Source organism: Klebsiella sp. WP3-W18-ESBL-02 (assembly GCF_014168815.1).
In the GTDB taxonomy this organism is placed as follows: Bacteria; Pseudomonadota; Gammaproteobacteria; order Enterobacterales; family Enterobacteriaceae; genus Kluyvera; species Kluyvera ascorbata_B.
Genome location: NZ_AP021972.1, coordinates 3,024,634 through 3,047,019 on the forward strand (window position 1 = coordinate 3,024,634; position 22,386 = coordinate 3,047,019).

Consider the following 22,386-nt stretch of genomic DNA (forward strand, 5'->3'; position numbering starts at 1 on the left):
TGACCACTTATCATTAACCTCATGAATAAATTAGAAAAAACCTTTCATAAAATAAATCCTCTTATTGTCTGGCTCGGGAAAAGCCCATGGCTACAGGCCATCTCTATTTCAATGGTTTCTACCGTCGCAATTACGCTCATCGGATCGCTCAGCGTGCTCCTGATGGTGCTGCCTATCGACAGCGTGCATCAATTTTTTGTCAGCAGCAGCATGATGCCGGTGTTTAACAACGTCACGACCAGCACGCTAGGCATCCTGGCCATTTACGTTACGTTCTTCATGGCGCGCAACCTGGTCCGGCAGTACAACGTCGACACGGACAGTACGCTGAGCGGCGTGGCGGCTGTCATGGCCTTTTTAATCGTGACGCCGATGGCGGACGAAAGTGGCGCAATTACCGCTATTCCCCTGACCTGGCTCGGTGTACAGGGTGTTTTTTCCGCGATGCTGATTGGCCTGGGCGTCGGGCGTCTGTTTATCTTTACCATCCAGCGCGGCTGGACGCTGCGTCTGCCAAAAGGCGTGCCGCCGATGATTGGCCGGGTGTTCGAAGGCCTGTTTCCGTTCGTGCTGGTGGGTATTGTGTTTCTGCTGATTAACCGCCTCTTTGTGGCAACACCGTGGGAAAACATTCACCAGTGCATCTATACCCTTATCCAGCAACCGCTGAAAGGGCTGGGCGGTAGCCTCTGGGCGTTCCTGCTGGTCACGCTGGTCATGCAGCTGATGTGGTTTCTCGGTATTCACGGCACCAACGTGGTGCTGCCGCTGGTGACCCCCATCTGGCTGGCGATGGATCTCGAAAACCTTGACGCGTGGCGTAACGGTCTGGAAATGCCCAACGTGCTCGGGCTGGCGTTCTTTAACATCGTGACCTGGAGCGGGCTGGCGCTGGGGCTGGTACTGTTGATGTGCCTGTCAAAAAGCAAACAGTTTAACCAGATGGGCAGGCTGGCGCTGATGCCCGCGCTGTTCGGCATCACCGAACCGGTGATCTTCGGTACGCCGCTGGTGATGAACTACCGCCTGATGGTGCCGTTTGTGACCAACAACGCCATCGCCATCGTCATTGCGTGGCTGCTGATCAAACTGGGGCTGGTGGCCAAAATCGTGGGGGCTCAGACCCTCTTTGGCCTGCCGGTCGGCTTCTTCGCTGCGGTAGGCGGCGCGACATCAATTATCGCCCTGCACCTGTTCCTGCAGCTGATTCTTTCGCCGCTGCTCTGGTATCCGTGGTTCAAAATGGCCGAGCGCGCCGCGCTGGCGGCAGAACGCAACGCTGACCAGGAGGCCCAATGACCTCCCTTCACGCGCTGCTGGCGCAGATGACGCTGGACGAAAAAATAGGCCAGCTGGTACAGCTGTCCGGGGAGTTTTTCCTTGATGAGCCCCAGCTGACCGTGGGGCCGAAGGCGAAGCTGGGTATCGCGCAGGCGGTGGTGGATAACGTCGGTTCGGTGCTGAACGTCTCCGGTGCGGTGAAAACGCGCGAAATCCAGCGCAAACACCTGCAAAACAGTCGGCTAAAGATACCGCTGCTGTTTATGGCCGACGTGATTTACGGCTACCGGACGATCTTCCCGATCCCGCTGGCGCTCGGCTGCAGCTGGTCGCCCGCGCTGATCCGTCAGTGCTGCGTCGTGGCGGCGAGAGAAGCCGCCAGCGCCGGTAGCCATGTGACCTTTGCGCCAATGGCCGACCTGGTGCGCGATGCGCGCTGGGGTCGCTGCATGGAGTCAACCGGCGAAGATGTGTTTCTGAACACACAGTACGTGCGCGCCAGCGTTGAGGGTTTCCAGCAGGATATGCCCACGCAGCAAGGGTTGGCCGCCTGCGTGAAGCATTTTGCCGGCTACGGCGCGCCGATCGGCGGTCGCGACTACAATACCGTTGAGCTGTCGCACCAGAGCCTGTTCGAAGACTATTTCCCGCCCTTCCAGGCCGCCATTGACGCGGGCTGCGAGATGGTGATGACGTCCTTCAACACCGTTGACGGCGTTCCCGCCACCGCCAACCCATGGCTATTGAAAACCCTGCTGCGCGAGCGCTGGGGGTTTCAGGGGATCACCATTGCCGACTATGCCGCCGTGAAAGAGCTGATTGCGCACGGCGTCGCGGCCGATGAACAGGACGCCTGCGCGATCGCGTTCAACGCCGGGCTGGATATCGACATGAAAACCGCCTGCTATGCCAACGGCCTGAAGCCGCTGCTGGCGGCCGGAAAAATCAGCGAACGCGCGCTGGATGACGCCGTCCTGCGCGTGCTGCGGCTGAAGCAGAAGCTGGGGTTATTCGACGATCCGTATCGCGGCGTCACCCCCGAGGGCGAGCAGCGCTGCTGCTATCACCCGGAGCATCTGCGCCTTGCCCGGGAGACGGCGGGGAAATCGCTGGTGGTGCTCAAAAACGATCGTCAGACGCTGCCGTTTAACCCGGCGACAACGCGCGTTGCGCTGATTGGCCCTTATGCCGACAACCCGGATATCTTTGGGCTGTGGGCCGTTTACGGCGAGAAATCGCGCTGTACGACGCTTAAGACCGCGCTGCAAGAGGCCATCCCCGACGGCAACCTGTGCGTAACGCCGGGCTGCGACCTGCTGCTGGACTACGGTTTTCTCGGCGAATTTGGCGCAACGCACCAGGTAGAACAAACCCGCTGCCTGACCGATAACGAGCGAGCGCAGGAGCTTGAGCGCGCGCTGGACTACGCGCGTCAGGCCGATGTGGTCCTGCTGGCGATGGGGGAGCATATGATGCAGAGCGGCGAAGCCGCCAGCCGCACCGACCTGCACCTGCCCCGCCATCAGGTCGAATTTATTCAGCAGATCGCCGCCGTGGCAAAGAAAACCGTGCTGCTCCTGTTTAACGGCAGACCGCTGGTGCTGACCGACGTTGTCGACCACGTTGATGCCATCGTCGAGGCCTGGTTCCCCGGCATTGAGGGCAGCCACGCGCTGGTCGATGTACTCAGCGGCAAACGCAACCCTTCCGGACGGCTGTCGATGAGTTTCCCTTATGCCAACGGCCAGGTGCCGGTCTATTACAACGCGCTGAATACCGGCCGACCGGCGCATCAGTCCGACCATAGCCCGCGCTTTCTGTCCAAATATCTGGACTGCCCGAACGCGCCGCTGTTTCCCTTTGGTTTTGGCCTATCGTGGCACGAGACGCGCCTTAGCGATCTTCACGTGACGCCCCGTCTGCTGCCCGGAGGGACGGTCATGGTGAGCGTGGCAGCTCACAATACGTCTGACGTTGACGGCCTCGAAACCCTCCAGTTGTATCTTCATGATTGTGTCGCCAGCATCGCCCGCCCCGCCCTGCAGCTGAAAGGCTTTACCCAGGTGATGCTCGCCGCAGGTGAAACGCAGGTGGTTCACTTTGAGATAACGCCGCACGATCTTGGCTTCTACGATGCCGAAGGCGATGTTCGGCTGGAGTACGGCAGGTTCAGGGCCTTTGTCGGCCTGAACAGCGCATCACTGCTGGAGGGAGAATTTTACTACGCAGAAAGTTAATTTTCGGGCGCCCGGCGAGTTGTCGCGGGCGCCCGAACGTTTACAGCGATTTCAGCAGCGCGTCGACGTAGGCTGGGACCACTTCGCTCGCCAGACCGTAATGCTTCTCCTCAAACTCGCTGCCCACCTGGCTCGGTTCAAGATTCAGCTCAACGGTATGCGCACCGTGCAGCTTCGCCTCGTGCACAAAACCCGCCGCAGGGTAGACGTGGCCAGAAGTGCCAATAGCGATAAAAATATCGGCCATCGACAGCGCAAGATAGATATGGTCCATCTCGAACGGCATCTCGCCAAACCAGACGATATGCGGGCGCAGCGGCGCCGGGAACTGGCAGCAGTGGCAGCGGTCCTCCACCGTTAAATCCCCCGGCCAGTCGAACACCTGGCCGCTTTGGGTACAGCGCACCTTCAGCAGCTCGCCGTGCATATGCAGCACGTTGTGATTGCCCGCGCGCTCGTGCAGGTTATCGATGTTCTGCGTCACCAGCATAAAGTTCTCGCCAAGCGCCGCTTCCAGCCGGGCCAGCGCCAGGTGCGCCGCGTTGGGCGCAATCTCCGGCTGCTGAAGCTGGCGACGACGGGCATTATAGAAATGTTGCACCAGCTGCGGATCGCGCGCGTAGCCTTCCGGCGTCGCCACATCCTCAACCTTGTGTTCTTCCCATAAGCCATCCGCCGCGCGGAAGGTCCGAATACCCGACTCTGCCGAAATCCCCGCGCCCGTAAGCACAAGTACTCTTGGTTTATCCATCTGTTCTGGCATCACCCTGTCCGTGAAAAAAATACGCTGGCGCAGACGCTGGCGCAGTTGACGTTTATTCCGACGGAAACGGCTCAATCGATGTAAGCGGCGCGACTGCATATCTACTCCATGTTAGTTGGTCAGATGAAGGAACGCAGCGCCGCGCATTCCCCCTGCATCGCCGTGGCGCGCGCGTTCAATACGCGGCGTGCGGGCTACAGGCAGTAAATGACGCGGTAGGCGGTGCGCTAGTCCATCGGCGATCGCTGAAAAGTTTGATAGCCCACCGCCGAGCACCAGCAGATCCGGGTCGACAATGGTCAGTATATTGCCCAGGCAGACGGCAAGCAGATCCAGGTAGCGTTCAACGTGTTCACGCGCCTTTTCATCTCCCTGCTGCCACAGGGCCACAATCTCCGGTGAAGTGAGCGACTGTTGATAAAAATGGTTATACAGCCAGGCAAACCCGCGACCGGATAAATAGTTTTCAATGCAGCCAAGCTGGCCGCAGCCGCAGCGGACGAGCGGAAAATCACGCCCCACGACTTCCAGCGCATCGACCGGCAGACGAATATGGCCAAACTCGCCGGTGATATAGCTATGCCCGGTAATCGATTTACCGTTCTGTACGATGCCGCCACCCACGCCGGTGCCGAGAATCAGCCCCATCACCAGCGGGTACTGGGTAAACTCGTCGTCCCAGGCCTCGGAGATGGCAAAGCAGTTGGCGTCGTTGTCGAGCCGTACGTCACGTTCCAGTAGCCTGCTCAGGTCCGCGCGCAGCGGGCGTCCGGTCGCCGCTGGCACGTTCGCCGCGTACAGCGTACCGTCTTCGGTTTCCGGCATACCGGGAATACCGATACCGACAGAGCCCCGGCAGTGAAAGCGTTCGTCAGCCTCCGCCACCAGGCCGGTCACCGCCTCAAGAAAGCGTTCATAGCTCTCTGTCGGCGTCGGAATGCGTTTTTCCCACTGAAGCTGGCGCGATGAATCAAATACGCCCAGCGCGATTTTGCTGCCGCCAATGTCAAATCCATAATGCATCATGATCAATTCCTCTAACTGACGCACGCAGCAGCAACGCCGCGTGGTCAGGACGTCAAATTACTGGCCACTCAGCACCCTCGCAGGGTCGATACGGCTGGCGCGGCGGGCGGGATACCAGCTTGCCAGCAGACTCAGCAACAGTGCCGTGACCAGCACATAAACGACATCCAGCCAGTGCAGTTCAGACGGCAGGAAGTCGATAAAATAAATGTCACCCGACAAGAATCGGTGACCAATCAGTTTTTCAATCACGTTAATAATGCCGGTCAGATACAGGGATGCCAGCACCCCGATAACCACACCGCAGATGCTGCCCAGCAAACCGGCCAATAAACCATACCACACGAAAATTGCGCGAATCAGCCCGTCTTTGGCACCCAGTGTGCGCAGCACCGCAATATCGCTACTTTTATCTTTAACGGCCATCACTAACGTCGACACGATGTTGAAGCAAGCCACACCTATCACGAGTACCATCGCCAGATACATGATCGCACGGATCATCTGGATATCGCGGTACATATAGCCGTAGGTGCCAATCCAGCTTTTGATATAGACGTAGTTATTCGTCACCTCGCCCGCGTCGCGCACCAGTTTATTGGCGTTAAACACGTCGTTCACTTTGATGGCGATACCGGAAATGCTCTCGCCCATATCGAGATACTGCTGAGCATCCTGGAGCGGGATCATGGCGAAGCTATGGTCAAGCTGGCCGCTCAGCTGCAGAATGCCGGTCACGTGCAGACGCACGCGTTTTGGCTGCAGCAGCTTGTGTTCAGGGTTGGAGTTGGGGATCATTATCGATACCCAGTCACCGGCTTTGACCTTTAGCGCATCGGCAACGCCTTTGCCGAGAATAATTTGCTGTTCACCGGCTTTAAAGTTGGCCCAGGCATCGGCCTGCACAAAGCGCGGTAGCGCGCTCAGTCGGGTTTCCTGCTGTGGATCCACGCCTTTAACCTGAATCGCGCGCAGATTGCTGCCGCTCTCCACCAGACCGGTAAAGTTGATGTACGGCGCGGCGGCCTCAATGCCCCTCACCGCTTCAACTTTCGGTAACACGCTCTGCCAGTGGTTCCACGGCTGGTTGACCGCCTCAATTTCGCCGTGCGGTACCACCGCCAGAATGCGGTTGTTCAGCTCGCGCTCAAAGCCATTCATCGCGCTTAGCCCGACGATCAGTACCGCTACGCCCAGCGCAATGCCAACGGTTGAGATAACGGAAATCAGCGACACCATGCCGCTGCGCCGACGCCCGCGGCTAAAGCGCAGGCCGATCAGTAACGACAGCGAAGGAGCCATTAATGCGCTCCCATCAGGGTCAGTTGGTCGCTCAGGTGGCCGTCGCGCATCTCAAGCTGACGCCCCATACGTTTCGCCAGCTGCAAATCGTGGGTCACGACGAGAAAAGCGGTGCCCTGAGACTGATTCAGTTCGCCAAGCAGTTTGAAGATGCTATCGGCATTTTTGGCATCCAGGTTGCCGGTCGGCTCATCCGCCAGCACCAGACGCGGGTTATTGACCAGCGCGCGGGCGATCGCGACGCGCTGACGTTCGCCGCCGGACAGCTCCGATGGACGATGGCTGGCGCGATGCGCCAGGCCGACCGCATTGAGCATTTCCAGCGCGCGGGTGTTAATTTCTGCCGCTTTTTTCTTGCCAATCAGCAGCGGCATCGCCACGTTTTCAAGCGCCGTGAAGTCTGGCAGCAGGTGGTGGAACTGGTAAATAAAGCCGAGTTTCTGGTTGCGCAGTTCGGCTTTTGCCGCCGACGACAGTTTGCTCATCGGCTGGCCGCTGAAAATCACATCACCGCTGGTCGGCGTGTCCAGGCCGCCCAGCAGGTGCAGCAGCGTACTTTTGCCCGAGCCGGAGGTGCCGACAATCGCCATCATTTCCCCCTCGCCGACGCTGAAGCTGACGTTGTGCAGCACGTCAGTCTGCACCGAGCCTTCCTGATAGCGTTTGCACAGGTTGTCGCATTGCAACAGGATCTTATTCATAACGTAAAGCCTCAGCGGGTTGGGTGGCGGCAGCGCGCCAGGAAGGGTAAAGCGTTGACAACAGCGCCAGGGCCATCGCCACCAGCGCAATCACGATAACCTGCAGCGGCTCGATGGCAACCGGCAGCGCCGCGCCGTCGAGGAACGCACCGATAATCGGCATTAAATTATTGAGCTGGCTGGCCAGCAGCACGCCAAGCACCGCGCCTAACAGTGCGCCGATAATGCCCGCGCTGGCCCCCTGCACCATAAAGACGGTAAGGATCTGCCGCGGCGTCAGGCCCTGGGTTTGCAGAATAGCCACTTCGCCCTGCTTCTCCATCACCATCAGCCCCAGCGAGGTAATGATGTTAAATGCGGCAACGGCGACGATCAGGCTGAGCAGCAGGCCCATCATGTTTTTTTCCATGCGCACGGCCTGGAACAGCTCGCCTTTACGCTCGCGCCAGTCCTGCCATTTGGTGCCTGTCGGCAGCGTTTGCTGGCTAAGGGTGTCGACCTGCAGCGGTTTATCCAGCCACAGACGCCAGCCGGTGATGTTGCCCAGCGGGTAAAGCATCAGGCGCGAAGCGTCCTGAATGTTGACCAGCATCTGGTAACCGTCGACCTCACTGTTCGCCGCAAAGGTGCCAATTACCGTGAACAGACGCTGACTCGGCAGACGCCCCATCGGCGTGAACTGGCTGGCCGAAGGCACCATCACGCGGATTTGATCGCCGCGATTCACGCCCAGTTGGCCTGCCAGCTGTTCACCCAGGATCACGTTGTATTTGCCCGGCGCCAGGTCGGTTTGCTTAACGTTCACCAGATATGGCGTCAACGGATCTTTCTGCGCAGGGTCAATGCCCAGCATCACGCCAACCGACACGCTGCGAGCGCTTTGCAGCACGACGTCGCCGGTCGTCAGCGGTGCCACGCGGGTCACGCCCTGTAGCTTCACGCTATCCTGCGGAATTTTTTGCGGATTGAGTGAGCCCTGATCGGCGCTCAGAATGGCCTGCGGCATCAGCCCCAGGATGTTGTTTTGCAGCTCGCGTTCAAAGCCGTTCATCACCGAAAGTACGGTGACCAGCGCCATCACGCCAAGCGTAATGCCGATAGTTGACAGCCAGGAAACAAAGCGACCAAAGCGGTCCGCTGCTCGCCCGCGCATGTAGCGCAGGCCGATAAATAATGCGACAGGTTGGTACATGTAATCCGTCTGGTTGCTGATAGCAGAAGCACGAGTATATAAGCGAAAGCAGGATGGGTAAATGACTGAACCGTAAGCGCAAGGTTGACAATTCTCCGCCGGGCGGCGACAACGTTGAAATTTTCGCCGTAACGGTTAATAGTGATGTTTTCCCTTATTAGCCGTGAATTCATGATGATCCGCACCGTTCCCCCACAGATATTAGCCGCTGGCGCCCTGTTGCTGAGCCTGTTCTTACTGTATACCGGCGTCAGCGCCGCAGAAAAAGTGACCTGGCTGATGGAGGTGACGCCGGTGATTATTGTGGTCCCGCTGCTGCTGTTAACGGCAAAGCGCTACCCGCTGACGCCACTGCTGTATCTGCTGATTTTCCTGCATGCCGTCATTTTGATGGTCGGCGGCCAGTATACCTATGCGAAAGTCCCGCTGGGGTTTGAGGTGCAGGAGTGGCTGAGCCTGAGCCGTAATCCCTACGACAAACTCGGCCATTTCTTCCAGGGGCTGGTACCGGCGCTAGCGGCGCGCGAAATTCTGCTGCGCGGGCACATTGTACGCGGTGAAAAAATGCTGGCGTTTCTGGTGTGCTGCGTGGCGCTGGCGATCAGCGCCACCTACGAGCTGATTGAATGGTGGGCGGCGCTGGCGATGGGGCAAGGCGCGGACGATTTTCTTGGCACTCAGGGTGACCCGTGGGATACCCAGTCGGACATGTTCTGTGCGCTGCTGGGCGCATTGACGACGGTGCTGCTGCTGGCGCGCTGGCACAGTTGCCAACTGAAATCTGCCGGATGGCGTTAGCGCTTATCCGGCCTACGGATCGAGTTGTAGGCCGGATGGCGGCGCACGTTACCCGCGACGAAACTTGATAATTAAAATCGGCAGAGCAAACACCAGCGTCAGAAAATTCGCCATGCTTACCGCCGCGTCTTCAATCATCAGGCCATAAACCAGCCACATCACCAGCCCGCAGACAAACATCACGTACATCAGCCCGGAAATACCCTGCGTGTTGCGCGTGGCGATAACCTTTATCGCCTGCGGTAAAAACGAGAGCGTGGTGAGGCTGGCGGCCAGATAACCAATCCATGACGACCATTCCATGCTCATGCCTTTACGTCACGTGCCGTTGCCACCGCAATGGCCGGTTTCTCCGGGGTCACCGTCGGCTGCGGGACTTTGCGGTATTTATCCAGCAGCTGGATTTGAATCTTACGCAGCATATCGCCATTCAGGCGATAGAAGCGGTAATAAAGCACCAGCGTCACGATGAAAAACAGCACCGGCAGCGCAATCATAATGAACTGCATCCCCTGAATGGTTTGCGCCGACTGCGCCACGTTAGGCGTATAGCCAATCACCCCGAGCACCACGGCGATAAAGAATGCGGCAAACGCCGAGCCGCCTTTTACCACCATTGTTTGTACCGAATAGGCAATACTTTCACAGCGCACGTTGAGCTTATACTCGCCGTAGTCGACGGTGTCAGCCACCATAATGACCTGAAGCACCCAGAACAGCGCGGTACCGACGTTAAGGAAGATCCCTGCCAGCACAATCATCGGTGCGTTATGATAGCCCGCCAGCGCCATGGCAAATAACGCCGCGCAGCTGATAACCGGCAGCACCGATGCCCCGGCCCACAGTACCCGGCGCGAGAGCGCATTCACCAGCCGCGGGAACAATATCAGCGTCAGTAAATTTGCCGCCCCGGCGTAGGACAGGTAATACGGGAACAGCGCCGCATCGCCAATCACGTAGGTGAAATAGTAAATCGCAAAGCCGGTAATGATGTTTGAGGCAATGTTATAGGCCAGCGCCATACCAAGCAGACAGGAGAGCTGATCGTTTTTGTAGATCAGCGCGACAATCCCTTTCAGCGTCAGGCGAGCGCCGTCGGCAGAGGCGTCACTATCCGAGGAAAAGACCTCATGGACATTGCGCAGCGTGACCAGGGTGGAGACGATAAAGAAGGCAATTAACACCAGCGTAAACATCTGGAAGCCAAAGCCGCGATCCGCCCCGCCGACAAATTCCACAAACGGCAGCGTAATACCCGCCGTGACGAACCCGGCCAGGCTAGCGAAAAAGCGTGGATACGGCACCAGCTGCTCGCGTTCACGTTTATCAAGCGTAATGGTCGGTACCAGCGACCAAAAGGGAATATCCATAATGGTGTAGGTCATGCCCCACAAAATGTAGGTGACGCAGACAAACACCACCTGCGCGGTGCCTTCAAACAAATGCGCACTGAACAGCAAAAACAGTACCAGCGAGTTCGCCAGCGTGCCGATAAAAATCCACGGTTTAAACTTCCCCCATCGCGTGCGGGTCGCGTTGACAATCCACCCCATAATCGGGTCGTTTATCGCGTCCCAGATGCGCGCCACCAGAAAAAGCGTGCCCACGAGGCCCACCGACAGCCCCACAACATCGGTGTAGTAATACATCAGGTACATGTACACAATACCGATAGCGAAGTCCTTACCAAATGCCCCGAATCCGTAACTCAGTTTTGTCGTCAGAGAGATGCTCATAGGGTAATCGGGTCGCTGTTACCAGCGCCCGCCTTCTGTAGAGTAGCAAAAGGTAACGCGCCGGATACATTGCCCGGCGCAGTGTCATTTTGATTAATGATGCAGCCAGGCTGGCAACCAGTCGCCGTGGGCAGCAATCAGGTCATCCACCAGCGCATAAATCTCCTCAATACCCAGCACGGCGGCGGTATGCGGGTCCATCATTGCCGCATGGTAAACACGATCGCGGTTTTCCGTCAGAATGGCTTCCGTGAGCAGCGTCTGCACGTTGATGTTGGTCTGCATCATCGCCGCCAGGTGCGCAGGTATCGCCCCGACTTTGGTTGGCTGGATCCCGTTAGCATCAACCAGACAAGCCACTTCCACGCAGCTGCCCTGCGGCAGGTTATCAATCAGCCCGTCATTGCGCACGTTGCCATAAATGACGCTGGGCTCACCGGTCCACAGCGCGTTCATAATGGTGCTGGCGTACTCGCGCGACGGTTTAATATCAATGCGATCGGCGCGTTTGTACTCCTCCAGCTCCTTATGCCAGTTCGCCACCTGCTCAACGCAGCGTTTCGGGTACTCATCCAGCGGAACGCGGTAGCGCGCAATGAGATCTTCCCGCCCGGGTTTGATAAACCACGGGGTATATTCCGCAAAGTGTTCAGACGACTCGGTGACGAAGTAGCCCAGCTTTTTGAACATTTCATAGCGCACGATGTTCTGGCAACGCGTATTTCCATGAATATTCGGCTTAGGCGCCTGCCCGGCCTCATAGGCAGCCAGCAGCTCAGGGTACAGATTGACGTAGCGGCCATCGGCCGTTTTACGCTCCAGCTCAAGATAAAACGCCATATGGTTAATTCCGGCGCAGCGATAGCGGAGCAATGCCGGATCGATATCCAGGTCACGCGCCAGCTCTTCCGCCGTTCCCTGTACGGAGTGACATAACCCAACCTGTTTGATATGCGGATAGCGGGCATACATCGCCCACGTGTTCATCGCCATCGGGTTGACGTAGTTCAGCATGGTGGCATCCGGACACAGTTCGCTCATATCCTCACAAATCTGCCACAAATGCGGGATCGTACGCAGCGCGCGCATGATGCCGCCGGGGCCAAGGGTATCGGCGATCGTCTGTTCCAGACCGTGGCGCTTACAAACCTCAAAGTCGGTGACGGTGCACGGCTCGTAGCCGCCAATCTGGAAGGCGACGACCACGAAATCAGCCCCCTGCAGCGCAACGCGCTGGTCGGTGTGGCAGGTAATATGGCCGGATGCGCCGGCGGAATCCATCAGCTTGCGCACCACGATATGCGACTCTTCCAGCCGCGTTTCGTCGATATCCATCAGCGCGATATGCGCCGACTTCAGCGCCTCGCGGTGGAACACGTCGCCGAGGATATTCTTAACAAAAATGGTGGAACCGGCGCCGATAAAGGTAATTTTTGGTGCTGTCATCATGACTCTCCCGAACAGTATTGGACACCTTCATGGTGGCACGCGCCTGGTACAGAAAACTTCCACCTTCCACAATGAGCATTCCCATAAACTCAGATCCTCTGCGGGAAGGCAAATAATCTGAGTTTATGGGAACAAATAGGCAAAAAAGCAGAGTATCCGGCCCTTTTTTGAGTCTATTCTTATGAGTAACGGTGGCTTTTGCGTCCTGCTTCCCGGTTTAAAAGCCGCCGCGATGGCATGATTCTGATAAATCAGGAAATGGAGCAATCATGAGCAGCGAACCGATAGTCTTTCTTCCTCCCGACCCGCACATGTGTAACGGCGATGAAAAACAGACCCGCAGCCCGCTGTCGCTTTACTCCGAATACCAGCGGCTGGACGTTGAGCTGCGCCCGCCTCACGCCATGCCCGCCAGCCACTGGCACGGGCAGGTTGAGGTCAACGTCCCGTTCGACGGCGATGTGGAATACCTGATTAACAACGAAGTGGTGCAGATAAAACAGGGGCACATCACCCTGTTCTGGGCCTGTACGCCGCACCAGCTAACCCGCCCCGGTAGCTGTAAACAGATGGCCATTTTCAGCCTGCCTATGCATCTGTTTCTCTCCTGGCCTTTGGACCGGGAACTGGTCAATCACGTGACGCATGGTATGGTGATTAAATCACCGGCTACCCAGCAGCTCAGCACTTTTGAAGTGATGCGCTGGCAGCAGGAAATCAGCAGCCCCAACGAGCAAATTCGCCAGCTGGCGATCGACGAAATCGCCCTGATGCTCAAACGCTTTAGCCTTTCCGGCTGGCAGCCGATCCTGCTGAACAAAACTTCACGCACCCACAAAAACAGCGTCTCGCGCCACGCGCAGTTTTATGTCAGCCAGATGCTGGGCTTTATTGCCGACAACTACGATCAGGCGCTGACGATCAACGACGTCGCCGAACACGTGAAGCTTAACGCTAACTACGCAATGGGCATCTTCCAACGCGTCATGCAGCTCACGCTGAAGCAATACATTACCGCCATGCGCATCAACCACGTGCGTGCGCTGCTCAGCGATACCGATAAAACCATTATCGACGTTGCCATGACCGCCGGGTTCCGCTCGAGCAGTCGTTTTTACAGTACCTTCAGTAAATTTGTCGGCATGTCGCCGCAGCAATACCGCAAGCTCAGCCAGCAGAGACGGCAAATGATCTGAAACCCGAACGCCCCGCACTTTCAGCGGTTGCACTCCCGCCGCCATCACGGATAATAAGTACAGCAAATTTATATTATTACCGTGAAATTACGGCCTTCTGGAGAACGTGCGCTGACTATGCCTGAACTTGCTCGTTATGCCCTACCGACAAAACCTGGCGACCAGCGCCAGCTTGGCGAACTGACCGGCGCGGCCTGTGCGACGCTGGTGGCAGATATTGCCGAACGCCACGCGGGGCCGGTGGTGCTCATCGCCCCGGATATGCAAAACGCTCTGCGCCTGCACGATGAAATCGGCCAGTTTACCGACAGCATGGTGATGAACCTTGCCGACTGGGAAACCCTGCCCTACGATAGCTTCTCGCCGCATCAGGATATTATTTCCTCGCGCCTGTCGACGCTGTACCAGCTGCCGACCATGCAGCGCGGTGTACTGATTGTGCCGGTCAGCACGCTGATGCAGCGGGTATGCCCGCACAGCTTCCTGCACGGCCACGCGCTGGTGATGAAAAAAGGCCAGCGCCTGTCGCGCGACGCCCTGCGCGACCAGCTAGACAGCGCGGGTTACCGTCACGTTGATCAGGTTATGGAACACGGCGAATTCGCTACCCGCGGCGCGCTGCTCGACCTCTACCCGATGGGCAGCGACCGACCCTATCGTCTCGATTTCTTCGACGATGAAATTGACAGCCTGCGCGTGTTTGACGTCGACAGCCAGCGCACCCTGGAAGAGGTTGAGGCCATCAACCTGCTGCCCGCGCACGAATTTCCCACCGACAAAGCGGCTATTGAGCTGTTCCGCAGCGCGTGGCGCGACAAGTTCGATGTCAAACGCGATGCCGAGCATATCTACCAGCAGGTCAGCAAAGGCACCCTGCCCGCCGGGATCGAATACTGGCAGCCGCTGTTCTTCAGCGAGCCGCTGCCGCCGCTGTTTAGCTATTTCCCCGCCAACACGCTGTTGGTCAATACCGGAGATCTGGAAGCCAGCGCGGCGCGTTTCCAGGCCGATGCGCAGGCGCGTTTTGAAAGCCGCGGCGTTGACCCGATGCGCCCGCTGCTGCCGCCTGCCCAGCTTTGGCTGCGCACCGACGAGCTGAACAGCGAACTCAAAAAATGGCCGCGCGTCCAGCTGAAGACCGACCGTCTGGCCGAGAAAGCGGCCCACACGAACCTGGGGTTCCAGCCGCTGCCGGACCTTTCCGTGCAGGCGCAGAATAAATCGCCGCTGGATAACCTGCGCAAATTTATTGAGTCCTTTGGCGGCTCAGTGGTGTTCTCGGTAGAGAGCGAAGGCCGCCGCGAGGCGCTGGGCGAGCTGCTGGCGCGCATTAAGCTGTCGCCTAAGCGTATTCAGCGGCTGGATGAGGCCAGCGGCAAAGGTCACTATCTGATGATTGGCGCGGCCGAGCACGGTTTTATCGACACTCAGGCCAATCTGGCGCTGGTCTGCGAGAGCGATCTGCTGGGCGAGCGCGTGGCCCGTCGTCGTCAGGACGCACGGCGTACCATCAACCCGGATACCCTGATTCGTAACCTGGCGGAGCTGCACGTTGGCCAGCCGGTGGTGCATCTGGAGCACGGAGTCGGCCGCTATGCCGGAATGACTACGCTGGAAGCGGGCGGCATTACCGCCGAGTATCTGATGCTCACCTACGCGAACGACGCCAAACTGTATGTGCCGGTGTCGTCCCTGCATCTGATCAGCCGCTATGCAGGTGGGGCCGAAGAGAACGCACCGTTGCACAAACTGGGCGGCGATGCCTGGACCCGCGCGCGACAGAAAGCCGCCGAGAAGGTGCGCGATGTCGCAGCAGAACTGCTGGATATTTACGCGCAGCGGGCGGCAAAAGAAGGCTTCGCCTTCAAACATGACCGCGAGCAGTACCAGCTGTTCTGCGACAGCTTCCCGTTCGAAACCACGCCGGACCAGGCGCAGGCGATTAACGCCGTGCTCAGCGATATGTGCCAGCCGCTGGCGATGGACCGACTGGTGTGCGGCGACGTCGGCTTTGGTAAAACCGAAGTCGCCATGCGCGCCGCTTTCCTCGCGGTAGAGAACCACAAGCAGGTGGCAGTGCTGGTACCGACCACCCTGCTGGCTCAGCAGCACTACGATAACTTCCGCGACCGCTTCGCCAACTGGCCGGTGCGTATTGAAATGCTCTCGCGTTTTCGCAGCGCCAAAGAGCAAACACAGATCCTTGCCGAAGCCGCTGAAGGCAAAATTGACATTCTCATCGGCACCCATAAGCTGCTGCAAAGCGACGTCAAGCTGCGCGACCTGGGCCTGTTGATTGTCGATGAAGAACACCGCTTCGGCGTGCGCCATAAAGAGCGCATTAAGGCGATGCGTGCCGACGTCGATATACTGACCCTGACCGCCACCCCGATCCCGCGAACCCTGAATATGGCGATGAGCGGGATGCGCGATCTGTCCATTATTGCCACCCCGCCCGCCCGACGTCTGGCGGTGAAAACCTTCGTGCGCGAGTACGATAGCCTTGTCGTACGCGAAGCGATTCTGCGTGAAACCCTGCGCGGCGGCCAGGTGTACTATCTGTACAATGACGTCGAGAATATCCAGAAAGCGGCCGACCGGCTGTCTGAGCTGGTGCCCGAAGCGCGTATCGCCATCGGTCACGGCCAGATGCGCGAACGCGAGCTGGAACGGGTGATGAACGATTTCCACCACCAGCGTTTCAACGTGCTGGTGTGTACCACCATCATCGAAACCGGTATCGACATTCCGACCGCCAACACCATTATCATCGAGCGAGCGGACCACTTCGGCTTAGCGCAGCTACACCAGCTGCGCGGCCGCGTCGGTCGGTCGCATCACCAGGCCTACGCCTGGCTGCTGACGCCGCATCCGAAAGCGATGACCACCGATGCGCAAAAACGCCTGGAAGCCATTGCGTCACTGGAAGACCTCGGTGCGGGCTTTGCGCTGGCGACCCACGACCTCGAGATTCGCGGTGCGGGCGAACTGCTCGGCGAAGACCAAAGTGGTTCCATGGAGACCATCGGCTTCTCGCTGTATATGGAGCTACTGGAAAACGCCGTCGATGCGCTCAAAGAAGGTCGCGAGCCGTCGCTGGAGGATTTAACCAGCCAGCAAACCGAAGTCGAGCTGCGCATGCCGTCGCTGCTGCCGGACGATTTTATCCCGGACGTCAACACGCGCCTGTCGTTCTACAAGCGTATCGCTAGCGCGAAGGGCGAAAACGAGCTGGATGAAATCAAGGTTGAGCTGATTGATCGCTTCGGCCTGCTGCCGGACGCCGCGCGTAACCTGCTGGATATTGCCCGTCTGCGTCAGCAGGCGCAGAAGCTGGGCATTCGCAAGCTGGAGGGCAACGAGAAAGGTGGGGTTATCGAGTTCGCCGAGAAGAACCACGTTAACCCGACGTGGCTGATTGGCCTGCTACAGAAGCAGCCGCAGCACTTCCGTCTCGACGGCCCGACGCGTCTGAAGTTCTTCCAGGAGCTCGGCGATCGTAAAACACGCATGGACTGGGTACGCCAGTTTATGCGTCAGCTTGAAGAGAACGCGCTCGCCTGAGTTTCTCCTGCCGAGCGGCGCGACGTTTACCCGGCTTTTAACCTCATCATGGTAGGCCCGGTAAGCGTCGCGCCGCCGGGCCATTTCTCCCCGCCCCCCTTTCCTCACCGATCGCTCCCGACTGAAAAACCGTTTCACTTCGCCCCTTATCCGGCTTACTTTTGTTTACATATTAATAAAAATGCGTATATTTCTCATTTGCATTTATCTTTAAGTGCACATTGGCATCACTCATTGACCGTGGCCACAGAGCTGCGGAACACAACAACACTCGTTAGATTAAGGGTTTATCATGTCTTTCATTTCCACTACCCGGGATAACCGTGCCGCCCTCACTCTCGTGGCTATGGGCATTGCGCTGGCGCTCTACCCAGGCCTCGGCATTGCTGCCAGCAGCGGCGAAGACACCATCGTCGTCGATGGTTCGGCCGACAGCAGTGCTGCCAACGACCAGCAGGACTACAGCGTAAAATCCACCACCGCTGGCACCAAAATGCAGATGGTTCAGCGCGATATCCCGCAGTCGGTCAGCATTGTGAACGAGCAGCGTATGCAGGATCAGCAGCTGCAAACGCTCGGCGACGTCATGAATAATACCCTCGGCATTACCAGCAGCCAGGCCGACTCCGATCGCACCAGCTATTTCTCACGCGGCTTTCAAATCGATAACTATATGGTCGACGGTATCCCGACCTATTTTGAATCGCGCTGGAACCTGGGCGATGCGCTTTCCGATACCGCGCTGTTTGAACGCGTGGAAGTGGTACGCGGGGCAAATGGCCTGATGACGGGGACTGGGAACCCTTCCGCCTCCATTAACATGATCCGTAAACATGCCACCAGCCAGGAGTTCAAAGGCAACCTTTCCGCTGAGTACGGTAGCTGGAATAAACAACGCTATGTTGCCGACCTGCAAAGCCCGTTGACCGATGACGGTAAAGTGCGCGCGCGTATCGTTGCAGGCTATCAGAACAATGATTCCTGGCTTGACCGCTACAATAACGAAAAGACCTTCTTCTCAGGCATTCTGGATGCGGATCTCGGCGACACCACCCGCCTCTCCGTTGGTTATGAATACCAGCAAATCAATGTCAACAGCCCTACCTGGGGCGGTTTACCACGTTGGAATACCGACGGCAGTACCAACCATTACGATCGCGCGCACAGCACCTCGCCGGACTGGGCCTATAACGATAAAGACATCAATAAAGTCTTCATGACGCTGACGCAGCGCTTTGCCGATACCTGGCAGGCGACGCTGAATGCCACCCATTCAGAGGTGAAGTTCGACAGTAAAATGATGTACATCGACGCCTATGTTAACAAGGCGGATGGAACATTAGTTGGCCCGTACGGCAGCTACGGTCCGGATTATGAATACGTTGGCGGGACGGGCTGGAACAGCGGTAAGCGTAAAGTTGATGCGTTAGATCTTTATGCAGACGGGAGCTATGACCTGTTCGGCCGCCAGCATAACCTGATGCTGGGCGGTAGCTACAGCAAGCAGAACAATCGCTATTTCAGCTCCTGGGATAACGTTTTCCCGGATGCAATCGGCAACTTTGATAACTTCAATAGCGCCAGTTTCCCGGAAACCAACTGGTCCCCACAGAGCCTCGCGCAGGACGATACCACGCGCATGAAGTCGCTGTATGCGGCTACGCGCATCACGCTCGCAGACCCGCTTCATCTGATCGTTGGGGCACGTTATACCAACTGGAGCGTTAACACGCTGTCCTACAGCATGGAACAGAACCACACGACGCCGTACGCGGGGCTGGTTTACGACATCAACGATAACTGGTCTACCTACGCCAGCTATACCTCCATCTTCCAGCCGCAAAAGGACAAAGACAGTTCCGGCAAATATCTGAAGCCCATTACCGGCAACAACTATGAAGTCGGCCTGAAATCCGACTGGATGGACAGCCGCCTGACCACCACGCTTGCCGTGTTCCGCATTGAGCAGGATAACCTGGCGCAGTCTACCGGGGTACCGATCGCCGGCAGCAACGGCGAAACGGCCTACACCACCGCCGACGGCACCGTCAGCAAAGGCGTTGAATTTGAAATTAACGGTGCGCTGACTGACAACTGGCAGATGACCTTTGGCGCCACCCGCTATGTTGCCACCGACAATCAAGGTCAAGCGGTTAACCCGAACCTGCCGCGCACCACCGTGAAGCTGTTCACCCACTATCGCCTGCCTGCAATGCCCGAACTGACCGTTGGCGGCGGCGTGAACTGGCAGAACCGCGTCTACAAAGATACCGCCACCGCATACGGAACGTTCCGAGCAGAACAAGGCAGCTACGCGCTGGTGGATTTATTCACCCGTTATCAGGTCACCAAAAACTTCGCTATTCAGGGCAACCTGAACAACCTGTTTGATAAAACCTACGACACCAATATTGATGGTTCAATCGTGTACGGTGAACCGCGTAACGTGAGCGTGACCGCGAGCTATCAGTTCTGACCGGGGAGCGTCACTAGACAAAAGGAGCCTGATGGCTCCTTTTTTATTGCCGGATGGCGGCGGCACCCTGCTCCAGACGTAAAAAAGGCAGCCATTCGGCTGCCTTAGTCTCCCCAACTTTTCGACTTCGAATAACTTAGTTATTACGAATATAGTCGTCCATCTCGGTTTTCAGGTTATCGGATTTGGTACCGAAAATAGCCTGAACGCCGGAACCTGCAACCACCACACCCGCAGCGCCCAGTTTCTTCAGGCCAGCCTGATCCACTTTCGCGACGTCGGCTACGCTCACGCGCAGACGAGTGATACAGGCGTCAAGGTTCGTGATGTTTTCTTTACCGCCGAAGGCTGCAATCAGCGCCGGAGCCATTTCACTGGTTGCGCCCGCTTTGGTTTCTTCAGTGGTGTCTTCGCGGCCCGGCGTCTTCAGATCCAGTGCTTTAATCAGCACGCGGAAGATGACGTAGTACACGATCGCATAGCAGATACCGACAATCGGGAACAGCCACAGTTTGCTGCTGTTACCAGACAGGACGATAAAGTCGATCAGGCCGTGAGAGAACGACGTCCCGTCACGCATACCCAGCAGGATACAGATCGGGAATGCCAGACCCGCCAGAATCGCGTGGATAACGTACAGAATCGGCGCTACGAACATGAAGGAGAACTCGATCGGCTCGGTGATACCGGTCAGGAACGAGGTCAGCGCAGCGGAGATCATGATACCGCCCACTTTTGCACGGTTCTCTGGTTTAGCAGAGTGCCAGATTGCAATCGCAGCAGCCGGCAGGCCGTACATTTTGAACAGGAAACCGCCGGACAGTTTGCCCGCGGTCGGGTCGCCTGCCATGTAACGAGGAATATCGCCATGGAAGACCTGACCCGCTGCGTTGGTGAATTCGCCGATCTGCATCTGGAAAGGAACGTTCCAGATGTGGTGCAGACCGAACGGCACCAGGCAACGCTCGATGAAGCCGTAAATACCGAACGCCACAACCGGGTTCTGGTAAGCAGCCCACTGAGAGAAGGTCTGAATGGCGGTACCGATTGGCGGCCAAATGAAGGACAGGATCACACCGGTAAAGATGGCGGCCAGACCTGAAATGATCGGAACAAAACGCTTGCCCGCGAAGAAGCCCAGGTATTCCGGCAGCTTGATACGGTAGAAGCGATTGAACATGTACGCGGCAATCGCACCGGAGATGATCCCGCCGAGCACGCCGGTATCAGCCAGGTGTTTCGCGGTAATCTCTTCAGCCGGTAAGTGCAGTACCAGCGGCGCGACCACGGCCATGGTTTTCACCATGATGCCGTAAGCGACGACGGACGCCAGCGCGGAAACACCGTCGTTATTGGTGAAGCCTAATGCGACACCAATAGCGAAGATAAGCGGCATGTTAGCAAAAACAGAACCGCCTGCTTCTGCCATAACATGGGAAACGACGGCTGGCAGCCAGCTGAAGTTTGCGGAACCGACGCCCAGCAGAATACCTGCGATAGGCAGTACGGATACCGGCAGCATCAGCGATTTACCGACCTTCTGCAGGTTAGCAAATGCATTCTTAAACATAATAAGGAGTGCTCCTGAGTTTGTACTTTTATCTACGTTTTCACGCATCGGTGAGATGGGGAGAAACTCACCAGGGACAGGGCATCTAAGTGCCCTTTTTATTTATTACACAGAGTAAAATAAATCCCTGTGCTTTTGTTTGACGGCTATCACGTTTCAAAGAGCCATGGCTTAAAAACTTAATCTTCTTTACATAAAACGTGTCTGTATGTTGCAAGATTAACATTCACCGCCACTTTTATGGCGGTGAACTGTACTCGCTTTGACCATTAATTACGAGCATTAAAATAAGCTCTAAAATCAGGCAGATTGCAGGCGGGCGGGGTCGATATGGAAGAGCGTAGAGAAGTTTTCGGTGGTCTGTTCGGCCAGCTGTTCAACGCTTACGCCCTTCAGCACCGCCATATATTCGGCGACGTCACGAACCATGGCCGGCTGGTTCTCTTTGCCACGATGCGGTACCGGCGCCAGATAAGGTGAATCGGTCTCTACCAGCAGACGATCCAGCGGCACATAGCGCGCGGCCTCGCGAAGCTGTTCAGCATTACGGAAGGTCACAATCCCGGAAAATGAAATATAGAACCCCATATCCAGCAGCTTACCCGCCGTCTCCGCGTCTTCAGTGAAACAGTGTAGTACACCGCCGCAATCCGTCACTTTTTCTTCCCGCAGAATCGCCAGCGTATCGGCCCGGGCGTCACGGGTATGGACGATAACCGGTTTGTTCAGTTCACGACCAATCTGAATATGCTGGCGAAACGACAGCTGCTGCTGCGCTTTGGTTTCCGGCGTATAGAAGTAGTCCAGGCCCGTTTCACCCATGGCCACGACGCCCTCCTCCGCCGCGAAACGGCGAAGCTCTTCAACATCGTAGGCTTCGTCCTGGTTGAGCGGGTGTACGCCGCAGGAGAACACCACCTCCGGGCGCGCGCCCACCAGCTCGCGCATATGACGGTAGCCCGGCAGCGTGGTGGCCACCGCCAGAGCAAAACGGACGTCACGCGCGGCGGCTTTCGCCATCACGTCGTCTACGTCTTTGTGCAGGGATTGATAATCAAGGCCATCAAGATGGCAGTGCGAGTCGACTAAAAACAT

16 protein-coding genes are annotated in these 22,386 nt (G+C 57.4%); 6 read left to right on the forward strand and 10 right to left on the reverse strand.

All coding sequences use genetic code 11. The annotated features are described in order from the left end of the window. The first annotated feature begins 21 nt into the window (after positions 1–21). Together H7R56_RS14535 and bglX are read left to right on the forward strand one after the other, a co-directional pair. Entirely contained in the window at positions 22–1,299 is a 1,278-nt protein-coding gene (locus tag H7R56_RS14535; protein WP_106926376.1) for a PTS sugar transporter subunit IIC, read from the forward strand. Next, positions 1,296–3,518, forward strand: a complete 2,223-nt coding sequence (gene bglX, locus H7R56_RS14540; RefSeq protein ID WP_106926374.1) for a beta-glucosidase BglX — start codon at positions 1,296–1,298, stop codon at positions 3,516–3,518. The genes H7R56_RS14535 and bglX overlap by 4 nt, the downstream gene beginning before the upstream one ends. A gap of 40 nt (positions 3,519–3,558) precedes the next feature. On the opposite strand, the gene cobB is transcribed toward bglX, so the two are convergent. The 5 genes from cobB to lolC are packed head-to-tail and all read right to left on the reverse strand — an operon-like array spanning position 3,559 to position 8,502. Continuing rightward, the gene (gene cobB, locus H7R56_RS14545; protein ID WP_106926372.1) at positions 3,559–4,380 is read right to left on the reverse strand and encodes a Sir2 family NAD+-dependent deacetylase; all 822 of its coding nucleotides are present in this window, start codon (positions 4,378–4,380) and stop codon (positions 3,559–3,561) included. A 12-nt stretch (positions 4,381–4,392) separates the two neighbouring features. Next, complete coding sequence (nagK, locus tag H7R56_RS14550) at positions 4,393–5,304, reverse strand: N-acetylglucosamine kinase (protein ID WP_106926611.1); 912 nt, start codon at positions 5,302–5,304, stop codon at positions 4,393–4,395. A 60-nt stretch (positions 5,305–5,364) separates the two neighbouring features. After that, entirely contained in the window at positions 5,365–6,609 is a 1,245-nt protein-coding gene (gene lolE / locus H7R56_RS14555; protein WP_106926370.1) for a lipoprotein-releasing ABC transporter permease subunit LolE, read from the reverse strand. After that, positions 6,609–7,310: a lipoprotein-releasing ABC transporter ATP-binding protein LolD gene (lolD, locus tag H7R56_RS14560; RefSeq protein WP_106926368.1), complete on the reverse strand. Its 702-nt coding sequence runs from the start codon at positions 7,308–7,310 to the stop codon at positions 6,609–6,611. Before lolD ends, lolE begins: the two co-directional genes overlap by 1 nt. After that, positions 7,303–8,502: a lipoprotein-releasing ABC transporter permease subunit LolC gene (gene lolC, locus H7R56_RS14565; RefSeq protein WP_106926366.1), complete on the reverse strand. Its 1,200-nt coding sequence runs from the start codon at positions 8,500–8,502 to the stop codon at positions 7,303–7,305. Before lolC ends, lolD begins: the two co-directional genes overlap by 8 nt. 174 nt (positions 8,503–8,676) lie before the next feature. Here lolC and H7R56_RS14570 point away from each other — a divergent pair, with 174 nt between their 5' ends. Beyond that, positions 8,677–9,300 carry a DUF2238 domain-containing protein gene (locus H7R56_RS14570; protein WP_106926609.1) on the forward strand — a complete coding sequence of 208 codons (624 nt, stop codon included), beginning with the start codon at positions 8,677–8,679 and terminating at the stop codon, positions 9,298–9,300. 48 nt (positions 9,301–9,348) lie between these two features. Here H7R56_RS14570 and H7R56_RS14575 read toward each other — a convergent pair whose 3' ends face one another. The 3 genes from H7R56_RS14575 to melA all read right to left on the reverse strand — a co-directional run bounded on the left by H7R56_RS14575 (position 9,349) and on the right by melA (position 12,485). Continuing rightward, entirely contained in the window at positions 9,349–9,603 is a 255-nt protein-coding gene (locus H7R56_RS14575) for a SemiSWEET transporter (protein ID WP_106926364.1), read from the reverse strand. Between the two features lie 2 nt (positions 9,604–9,605). Further along, on the reverse strand, positions 9,606–11,036 hold the full coding sequence (gene melB / locus H7R56_RS14580; RefSeq protein ID WP_106926363.1) for a melibiose:sodium transporter MelB: 1,431 nt from the start codon (positions 11,034–11,036) through the stop codon (positions 9,606–9,608). Between the two features lie 93 nt (positions 11,037–11,129). Next, positions 11,130–12,485, reverse strand: coding sequence for an alpha-galactosidase (melA, locus tag H7R56_RS14585; RefSeq protein WP_106926361.1), 1,356 nt, complete (start codon positions 12,483–12,485; stop codon positions 11,130–11,132). A gap of 269 nt (positions 12,486–12,754) precedes the next feature. Here melA and melR point away from each other — a divergent pair, with 269 nt between their 5' ends. From melR to fhuE, 3 genes are all read left to right on the forward strand, one after another. Beyond that, a complete protein-coding gene (gene melR / locus H7R56_RS14590) occupies positions 12,755–13,681 on the forward strand; it encodes a transcriptional regulator MelR (protein WP_106926359.1) in 927 nt (308 codons plus the stop codon). Positions 13,682–13,798: 117 nt separating this feature from the next. After that, positions 13,799–17,245, forward strand: a complete 3,447-nt coding sequence (mfd, locus tag H7R56_RS14595; protein ID WP_106926357.1) for a transcription-repair coupling factor — start codon at positions 13,799–13,801, stop codon at positions 17,243–17,245. A gap of 292 nt (positions 17,246–17,537) precedes the next feature. Beyond that, a complete protein-coding gene (gene fhuE, locus H7R56_RS14600; protein WP_106926355.1) occupies positions 17,538–19,721 on the forward strand; it encodes a ferric-rhodotorulic acid/ferric-coprogen receptor FhuE in 2,184 nt (727 codons plus the stop codon). 136 nt (positions 19,722–19,857) lie between these two features. Here fhuE and ptsG read toward each other — a convergent pair whose 3' ends face one another. Beyond that, complete coding sequence (ptsG, locus tag H7R56_RS14605) at positions 19,858–21,291, reverse strand: PTS glucose transporter subunit IIBC (protein ID WP_106926353.1); 1,434 nt, start codon at positions 21,289–21,291, stop codon at positions 19,858–19,860. Positions 21,292–21,591: 300 nt separating this feature from the next. Next, the gene (locus H7R56_RS14610; RefSeq protein ID WP_106926351.1) at positions 21,592–22,386 is read right to left on the reverse strand and encodes a metal-dependent hydrolase; all 795 of its coding nucleotides are present in this window, start codon (positions 22,384–22,386) and stop codon (positions 21,592–21,594) included.